Annotated in this window: 10 protein-coding genes; all 10 read right to left on the bottom strand. The window is 32.1% G+C overall.

Annotation, left to right across the window (positions count from 1 at the left end):
• Positions 1-180 precede the first annotated feature (180 nt).
• Positions 181-1152 (bottom strand): zinc-dependent alcohol dehydrogenase family protein, encoded by a 972-nt coding sequence (locus ACOVQ4_RS18820; protein WP_421822153.1) that lies wholly within the window; start codon positions 1150-1152, stop codon positions 181-183.
• Positions 1153-1207: 55 nt separating this feature from the next.
• Positions 1208-1990 (bottom strand): hypothetical protein, encoded by a 783-nt coding sequence (locus ACOVQ4_RS18815; protein ID WP_421822152.1) that lies wholly within the window; start codon positions 1988-1990, stop codon positions 1208-1210.
• 5 nt (positions 1991-1995) lie between these two features.
• On the bottom strand, positions 1996-2280 hold the full coding sequence (locus ACOVQ4_RS18810) for a YciI family protein (RefSeq protein ID WP_421822151.1): 285 nt from the start codon (positions 2278-2280) through the stop codon (positions 1996-1998).
• Between the two features lie 101 nt (positions 2281-2381).
• On the bottom strand, positions 2382-2900 hold the full coding sequence (locus ACOVQ4_RS18805; protein ID WP_421822150.1) for a DinB family protein: 519 nt from the start codon (positions 2898-2900) through the stop codon (positions 2382-2384).
• 73 nt (positions 2901-2973) lie between these two features.
• Entirely contained in the window at positions 2974-3357 is a 384-nt protein-coding gene (locus ACOVQ4_RS18800; RefSeq protein WP_421822149.1) for a cupin domain-containing protein, read from the bottom strand.
• On the bottom strand, positions 3354-3752 hold the full coding sequence (locus tag ACOVQ4_RS18795; protein ID WP_421822148.1) for a tautomerase family protein: 399 nt from the start codon (positions 3750-3752) through the stop codon (positions 3354-3356). Before ACOVQ4_RS18795 ends, ACOVQ4_RS18800 begins: the two co-directional genes overlap by 4 nt.
• Before the next feature lie 60 nt (positions 3753-3812).
• Complete coding sequence (locus ACOVQ4_RS18790) at positions 3813-4199, bottom strand: cupin domain-containing protein (RefSeq protein ID WP_421822147.1); 387 nt, start codon at positions 4197-4199, stop codon at positions 3813-3815.
• Positions 4200-4210: 11 nt separating this feature from the next.
• Positions 4211-5566, bottom strand: a complete 1356-nt coding sequence (locus tag ACOVQ4_RS18785; protein ID WP_421822146.1) for a S41 family peptidase — start codon at positions 5564-5566, stop codon at positions 4211-4213.
• Positions 5567-5585: 19 nt separating this feature from the next.
• Positions 5586-8210, bottom strand: coding sequence for a BamA/TamA family outer membrane protein (locus ACOVQ4_RS18780; RefSeq protein WP_421822145.1), 2625 nt, complete (start codon positions 8208-8210; stop codon positions 5586-5588).
• A 155-nt stretch (positions 8211-8365) separates the two neighbouring features.
• A complete protein-coding gene (locus ACOVQ4_RS18775; RefSeq protein WP_421822144.1) occupies positions 8366-9289 on the bottom strand; it encodes a LytR/AlgR family response regulator transcription factor in 924 nt (307 codons plus the stop codon).
• Positions 9290-9449: the final 160 nt, after the last annotated feature.

Below are 9449 nucleotides of genomic sequence, written 5' to 3'. Positions count from 1 at the left end.
TCAGTTGATTAAACTATTTTAGTGGCGAATTTCCCCGAAATTTGGGTGATGCCCCTATAATCACTGAAGATTTTAAAGACTTTATCATAAAGAATTAAGTATTACGATTCAAGAACTAATTTTTGCATATATCTGTAAAGTATAAATAATTTTCATTGCTTAATTATAGCAACGATTTCATTAATTGAGCCAGAAGAGTACTTTGCCAGACTTGCCAGATTTACTATTTGTAATAGCATTTTTGTAATCTTCTAAAGAATGTTTTGAAATAACTTCCATTTTGAAATCGGAATTGTTCAAAGCATCAATAATTGAATCCCAAATTATTTGCAACTCTTCTTTTGTTTTGGATTCCAACCAAGCATCTATACCAAAACCCATAATATGTAAGTTTCGAAATATTATAGAACTGTTGTGATAAGAAACGAGGTCTTCACTAAATAACCCATAGTGTATGATTCTTCCGTTTTTAGAAATTACATTTATGACTTTAGTAGCAAGTTCACCTCCAACAGCATCTAGGAATGCAGCTATTGTTTCGCCATTTGTAAGAGCAGTCATTTTATTTTCGAAATTATTTGTTTTATCGATAATAAACTCTGTTGCACCTAACTCCAATACTGCATTTGCTTCGTGTTCATTTCTAATAATTGCCAGGGTTTTAATACTTCTACTTTTTGCGAACTGGATTATTAACTTACATAAAGCTGAATTTGCGGCAGAAAGAATTATCCATTCACCTTTTTTAGCTTCAGATAATTCTAGTAACGCCCATGCTGTAATAGGGTTTAATGAAAGCTGAGCAGCCTTTTCGATAGGCATGTGCTGGGGTAGCATTATTATTTTATCTTTTGGAACGTTGACAAACTCTGCCCATACATTTTTGTGGCGAAATGCCACAAGTGCATCTATTGGATAATTTTCATCTCCTCCATTGTCTATAATTAAACCTGCACCTTCGAAACCTGCGATTTGGGGAAATACAGGTTCAATTCTGTATGATTTTTCAATAAACATAAAATCAGCAGGGTTAATAGGACTAGCTAATAATTTAACTGTTACTTCATTCGATGATCTATTATTAAGAACTACTTCACTGTATTCTAAAATTTGATCTGTTGCTCCTTTTTGATTAAAGATTAACGCTTTCATTTGCATAATTTTAATTAATTACCAATTTATATAACAAATATTTTCCTGGATTTTGTTAGGCATTTTCGTCAACTTCTACTTTTAGTTTAAATCGATAGCCATTGTTAGAGAAGTCTTCTTCTTTGATGACAAGCTTTGTTTTCTTATCTATCCAAAATTTTTGATAACTACCTGCCGATTTACCTGTTCTTTGCATTACCCAACAATGAATCCTCCTATTAGAAATTTTTAGTGCATCACTACCAATGACAGTATAAAATTCCTGACTTGGTCTACCAAAACCAGGATCAAAAAAGTTTATTCTAAATGTTCTAAAAGTTTTGTAAGGCAAACAAGTGAAAACAAATAAATCAGAATGCCAGTTTAGATTGTATGTCTCAAATGACTCATTGAATGCCGTAGTTATTTTTTGTTTATTACTATCTGCAATTACTCCTTGAAAAGAAATATTTCTTTCATCAAAATCAAACTTGGCAGAATATTTAAGACCACGCCAATATATTGAATGAAAACGGGTGGATAAATCTGTTTTTTTTAAAACAGTATATGCTTGGTGTATAATTGTATCCTTACCATCCCATTGTTGGTTTATTATAACAGCAGGTTGTTGTTTATAAATGGATTTGGTGACATTTATATTGACCATGTAAATTCCTTCAGCTGGACTATTTTTTGTCTTCGTATTATAGACTAAATAGCAAGCTTTTGTGAATTTTAATTCATTGAGTTTGATATTTGAAGCTGTAATGTTGATGGTATCACTTTGCTGTGCATTAACTAGTTGGAATGTTAGCAATAATATTGAAAAATATAAATATCTGTTATGAAGCTTTCTCATTTCGATTATATTAAGTGCTTCAAAGAGTTGCCTGCCATAGTAGGCAAAAATTCAATAATTGTATATTCTGCTACACCATTTTTATGAAATGGATCCTCTGTTATTATTTGTTCAATAATTGCTTTGTCTTTTGCATTAGCTAAGATGACACCACCAGTTCGTGGATTTTTACGACCAGACAATAAGAATATATCTCTATCATAATATTTTTGCAGGTATTGTTTATGCTCTGCAAGAAAATTATCTACTTCTCTTAATGACTTAGTATAAGTTAGTTGGATAATGAACATAAATTAAGTTTTATTGATTTTTTAATTTTAAGGTATGATTGAATCACGTTAATGTCAAAACTTCATCATATAAACACTAGCTATAATGATGTTATCAGGTTCTAACATTTTAAATAATTTTTTTGTAAAAAATTGGTATGATGAATAGTATGACCAACAATCATAAATCCGAGAGACCTTGTAGTAAAATAAACATTGTTAGCTCTACCTTTAAAATCTAACATATCATTTGTCATTGCTTTAAACATGGTCAATGTAGATTTTCTAACATCTTCGAATTCATCTTTTAGCCCAGTTAGATTTATATCAACGCCTTTAAGACTATTTATGTATTTATTTTCATCGAAGCCAGATAGTGGTGTTTCATCAAATCTTGAAAAACGAAATGCTCTATATGCGAAAACCCTTTCACAGTCAATAATATGTCTTACAACCTCCTTTATTGACCATTTATCCGCCTGATAGCTATAGTTTTCATTGTGGGGTGTAATTACACTCAATAACTTTAGTGTTTCATAATAACTTTTTTCTAGTTCTGCGATTAAGTCATCTGTTTCAACTAGGTCGAAATAATAATGACAATATTCCGGTGCATTTTGATAGATGGTCTTATCTGTCATGTTTAATATTTTTAACTTTTGTATGTATTTAAGTTGATTTATTATTAGTGTTTCTTAGAAGATTGGCTCATTTCTATTCAACAAAATATCTGTCGTACAGACTATGGCTCAGCGGTGCTGTACCAAGAATACGAAGCTTTGTATTTGATGTGTTTTTAAACCTGTGAACTTCGTTGGGATAAATTGTAAAGCAATCGCCCTGATTCACAATTATTTCCGTATTCCAGTTTGTCTTTTCATTCTCAAGATTTCCTTTATAAACAGTACCAGAACCTTCGAGAATATAATAGGTTTCTATATCTTGTTTATGGTAGTGAGCAGGAATAGATTGTTCAATTGCCAATTCGATTGCAAACACAGACATTTTTTCATTACCTGTTAAAAAGGCTAATTTTATGCCTACATTTTCGTCTACTACTGCATTATTTAAGCAACGGCATATATTTGATATATTCATTTGAATAAATGTTTAGGTTCCTGTATTTCTTCGTTTCCGAAGGACCAATTTTGCTTACCTTCATTTTCGACAAGCACTATAATAATATTGTTTTTAGTAATAGATGTTGTACTCGTAATTCTTCTTGCAATTTCTTTATACAAGCCTCTTTTTTGTTCTACTGTGCGTCCTTTTCCTGCAATAATCTGAATGAATACAATATCTGAAGTATGAGATACTCCTAAATAATGTTTAGGGAATTTTATTTGATTAGGTTTTAACTCTTCTATTACATGGAAAAAATCGTTTTCGGGTATATTAAATTCCTGCATTAATGATTGATGTACAGATATTGATATGTTTTCTTTTGTAACATCCGTTAACGAATCAGGAAGACTAATACGAACAAATGGCATAATTAATTTTGATTTAATAGTCTAACAATAAAAATGCTTAAAACACAATGGTTAATTATACTATTGTACCAACTTTACATTTTCTTCATTTGCTTCTTTTATATAGAAAGCGATAAAAGTCATTGGCTTATCTTTCGAAGCATTGTCGAAATGAATAATATTTGAGTTCTTTGGTTCATAAAAGGAATCACCTTCTTTAAGTATAACAGGCTCTTTGCCTTCTATTTGAAAAAGTACTGCCCCTGACTTGATATAACCCACTACAGGACAAGGATGCAAATGCTTTGGTGCAACCTGATTAGGTGGAAATGTAATTTCTTGTACTTCAACTTTTGAAACTATTTGATTCATTATTACAGTGTCTAAATTTTTTCTGATTATTCCGTTTTGCTGTGCCATTGTGAAAGAAATTGTTAGTGAAAAAATTACTGAGATTAAGTATTTCATAAAATGATCGTTTATTTTATTAATTGAGTAATTGACTGAATAGCTCTTGCAAGGACAACATCTTTCCCCCCTTTTATTTCTTCGATTTTTTCGGCTATTTCGATATTGGGGCTAATGCCTTTTCCTACGAATTCTGTTCCATCGGGCATCAAATCTCTTTTAGAACAAACAAAGCCAATACCACCACCTGGTAACGCAAATGCCATTGGATTACCAGTACTTCCACCTGTTTTCTCACCTATAACAAGACCTCTTTTCATACACTTAAATGCTGCTGTAAAATCTTCTGCGGCAGAATAGGTCAATGCACCAGTTAGCAATACCACAGGCTTTTTATAAGTATCTTTTTTATATGGCTTCCACCAAAACTGGTTTTTTTCAATTTCATTAGCTGGATTACCCCATGAACGTTGTGCAGGATTATATTTGTGAAAAATACTTTGATTTGTAGCAAAGGCTGTGTCAGTTAGCCTTCCTAATATTTCATAGCCGTTATTACTATTTCCACCACGATTGTTTCTAACATCAATTATTAGCCCTCTTGAAACAGCTATAACATTGAATAAACTATCAAATTGTTCAGGGGTTTTACTACTGATGAAACTATTTATAGAAATATAAGCTATACTGTCTTTTAACCAAGTAAAAGTTACAGGTGTTATTTCATTTAAATCTCTCGTTCTAGAAAGAATGTATTGCTGCTGCACACCATTATTGTCTTTTAAAGTGAGTTGCACTTTACTGTTTTTAGCACCGCTAAGTAACTCATAACTATATATACGTGCAATGCTATCCTGTGAGGTTGAGAATTTAATAAATGGTGAAATTTTGTTTCTAATAAATTGCTGAACTGGCACATCATCAACTGCTATAATTTCATTACCAACTTTAACAGATAATGGCAGATTTTTATTTTCTAACAATGCAGTAATAATGGCTTTTCCTTCAATACATTTTACTTGTAGCGGTACTGAAAAAGTTGACTGTTCAAATAAATATTGAGGTTCCATAATTCGGCTATGCCCATCTTTTAACAGCTGATTAAACTGTTTCAAAACCTTGTAATAACCGCTAACTGTTTTTGTTGCTTCAACTTTGGGAATGAAAGCTAAATAAGCTGAATCCCAATTTAAACTAGGCACTAAATCAAAGTTGGCAAAACCAAATTTTGCTTCGCTCCAAAAAGTACTAAGCCCCGCAATTTTTTCAGTTCTTGATAATTGCTTACTCACAGAATGACTGTTATTAAATGCCGGGAATAATTGATTGTACCTGTTAGCATAATTAACAGAATCAAATGCTTCTTGAGCATTAACCATTAATGTTGCATTGAAAAAAGCAACAATGATTATTAGTTTTCGTGCCATAAAATATAGTTTTAAAAATTTAGAAAGCTTCACCAATATTTACATAAAAATTACATTGTCCATTACCATAACCTACATCAATACGTAAATTCAATTTTTGTTGTTTACTGATGGTTCTTCTGAAACCAAAACCTAAAGAATGTTGCAACTCTTTGGTATTTATTTCCTCTATTGAGCTGCCTACTTTACCTGTACCTGCAAATAATACAAAGCCCCATTGACGCCACAAATGCCTTCTGTATTCAGCTTGAAATGCTATCAAATCATTATCACGAAAACGCCCTGCATAAAATCCTCTCATTATATTATTGCCACCTAAATAAGAAAGCTGTGTAAAAGGCACTTCGCCTTCTTTAATTTTAGCTACACCTTGCAAAGCCAATATTGCTCCAGATTTCAACTGACGATATTTTCTCACATCTGCATCAACAGAGAAATAATTGGTACTTGAACCTAATGCTTTATTCATCCAACTTGTTTTCAAGGAAGCATAATACCCTTTCGAACTATTGTTGATGTTGTCTCTTGAATCGTACAATACTTCAAAACCTAAGCCAGACTTGATATTATTTTTACCTCCGTTTAATGTATCAAGCAAATTTGAATTCGTATTGTCAGCGTATATATTATAATAGTTAGCATAAGAATAATACAGTCCGAAATAAGTATTGGTATGTATTTTTTTAAGTGTTGAAATATCTGCCTTTACTGCATTGTATGATATTGTCACCTGATTTTGTTCTTCAGTTTTATTACCAATACCATAAAAATTTTCCGGGAATTTATTGAATGCAAAAGCTGCTTTAAAAAGATAATTATTATTGGATGTATAGTGAACAACATTGAGTTCATTAATGAATTGCTTATTAAAAGTGTACAGTAGATTACAACTAATATTTGAAAGAGTAGCATTGCCTGATTGCTTATAAAAATGCATAGCAGATACCCCTAAAGCAAGATTGGTTTCAGGTGCATATGAAATAGCAGGAAACAACACTGTTTTTGATTTTTTGATTCTTGAAGTAGGACCTTTTTTAGTTGTATCTATACTATTATTATTTTGTGCCATAGACATTACAGGAAGGCAAAAAAGTATTGCCATACAAAAGAGTAGCGTATTGTTATTGCTCATTTTTCTTTTAGATTTTATAAAATAGGTTACTAATAAAATCACCAACATTATTGCAGCCAATTTTGGCAGCCAATCGCCCCATTTTATATAAGCAGTTGTTTTATTTTTTGAAGGCACATCGGCCAATAAAACACGGGTTGGATTCTGGAAATAATTATTTGCAAAGATTAACTTGCCATTAGGTGCAACCATTTCTGTAACTCCGTGTGATGTAGGACGAACCAATGTAAAACCATTTTCTAAGGCTCTATAACGGGTAATTTTACCTCTTAATACTGCAATTGCTTCCCAATCGTTTGATGGTGCAAACAAAATATCAGGACTTAGGCTACCTGCTTTTCGGGCATAAGTAATAAAGTCTGTATCAAAGCAAATTACTGCCGATATTTTTCCATATTCAGTATTGCATACCGGAATATTTCCATCGCCAACCACCATTAAATCTTTTTCAATACCAATAGGATAATGTTTGAAATATTCAAAACCAATACTACCATCAGGACGTATGAAAATAATTTTATTCTCAACCGGTTTAGGTTGATCAGCACTAAATACTTCGGCTGCAATTCCTATATAAACCAACTTCTCTTTTGCTATTTTTTTAACCGATTCTATAAATGCCTGCTCATCATTTTTCATTAACACAACGTTTCCTTCGGCACAAAAAATAATTTTAGCTCCACTATCGGCAGCTTTTACAGCTTGATTTAATAATTCAGTATTAGATAGTTCAAAAGCATTGTGGTAATACATTGAATCAGTTGCAGAAACTGTTTGTATTTTTTGGTTTAATAAATGATGGTAGATTCTATTAACAGGTTCGGTTCTAAGGCTGTCATTTGCCAAAACCACTGCAACTTTTACTTTTTCTTGTGGATTATACTTTTTAATGTCCTTCGCTCCCCAAATGGCTATTACAGCCACAACCAAGCCATAGCTAAGCATTAATGACTTTGATTTATTGTTATTAGGTCTATTTTGAAGTAGGTAAACTAAAATCGAAGAGAAAAATGACACTAGTAAGGATAGAGCCCAAATGCCACCATAAGCGACAATATTATTAAGTGGTTCCCAACCTGCTAGTAAGCTTGCCTGCGAACCCCAAATGCCAAAAGGACTATTTGCAGAACCAATGTATTCGAGGAAAATTTTAGAAAATGGATAAATGCTAATAAGCCATAACTGATTGAACCCTTTTTTGAATAACCAGGCATCTAATAAAATGGGCATCAAACCAATTAAAGTAGAAACAGCCATCACTACAACAAATACAGCATTTGAGCTAAACATATGAGCTGCAATACCCCAAAATGAAATAAGAATTGCCGTAAGGCTTCCTGCAAATAGTAATAAAAAACCTTTTAGTAGTTCCTGATTTCTTAAATATCTTATTGCAAAAACAGGAAAAAGAAATAACAGAAATGATAGTTGAAAATATCTACCTAATAATAATGTAGCTACAGCACTTAAAAATAGTAAAGTGATTTTTTTACTGAAAATTGATTTTTGCACGGCGTAAACTTTTTAAGTTGACGAATGATTACGATGCAAAAATATTTTGCCCTCTTAGGGGTATCCAAATTAGAGGGTTGATTATCAATAATTTGGGATGAATTACAAGCATTGGGATGGAATACAAACATACAGGGATGAATTGCACGATTTGACTAAGTAATCGTTTGTAAAAGCTGATATAAGGATGGCCCTTTACTGCGGGAAACGGGAACAACCTCAGAAGTAACATTTAATTTAAGACGATATCCCTGAGCATTTCCGTCTATGGATGCTACTTTTTTGAGGTTAACGATATAAGCTCTATGACTACGAAATAAAAAGGGGAATGATTGTACCGTTTCCTCAGCTTTAGAAAGTGTACCTCGAAAAAGTTGTTTTTTTACTTTATCGTTTTCCTGCCAAACTATTTCAAAATAATTGTCTTGTGAGGTAATATAAACTATATCATCTGAGTTGAGTGCCAACTGCTCATTCTGATTATCGCCAGTAAAAACAATTTTATTGGACTCTTGATATTCACTATTTGCATTTTTGCTTTGATGTAATTCATTATCCAATATTAGAGCTTCTTGAGAATTTTGACGAAGCAAGTAGTTTTGTTTTACTAGTACAATAATAATTATTGGGATTATGGAACACAATAGAACATAAGACTCTATTTTAAGAAAGCTCGATATATTTTGGGGAAATGCATCAATTGCAATAGCATAAGAAAAACAGGTAATACCAATGATACATAATTGCGTTATAGCCCAAATGATCTGGGATGCTACTGTCCATTTTTTTTCAGAAAAAATACTTTTAAAAAATCTATAAGCAATAAAATCAGTAAAAAGCAATGTTAGCCAAATGATAAGCCCGTAACCTATAATGATATAACTGCGTTCATATCCGTAAACAGATAAACCAAAGGGTTTAAAAATTAACAAAAAGGCAGTAACAAAAAGAGAAAAAAATATGTTCCTTTTCGTGTTATTTTCTAGTACAGAAAATGGATAAGGCTGATTTAGATATTTACTAAACTTATGTTTCATAAAATAAAATATTTTATAAGAACCAAAGGCTTTCCCTGCCAAAGTCGGGTAGTTTATCGTGTTGGAAATGAGGGAAAATCTCGGCCACCATTTCGGGGTACTTGATCGTAACCGGCAGGTTCTGCTGGCTTACACTCTTCCAGTACATTCTGCTGAACTGATACACCTGGTCAATGAGTTGGTTTATCAATTCAGCGTTTTT

The organism is Flectobacillus sp., from assembly GCF_049240685.1.
Lineage (GTDB): Bacteria > Bacteroidota > Bacteroidia > Cytophagales > Spirosomataceae > Flectobacillus.
This window is presented reverse-complemented; position numbering and strand designations above follow the sequence as displayed.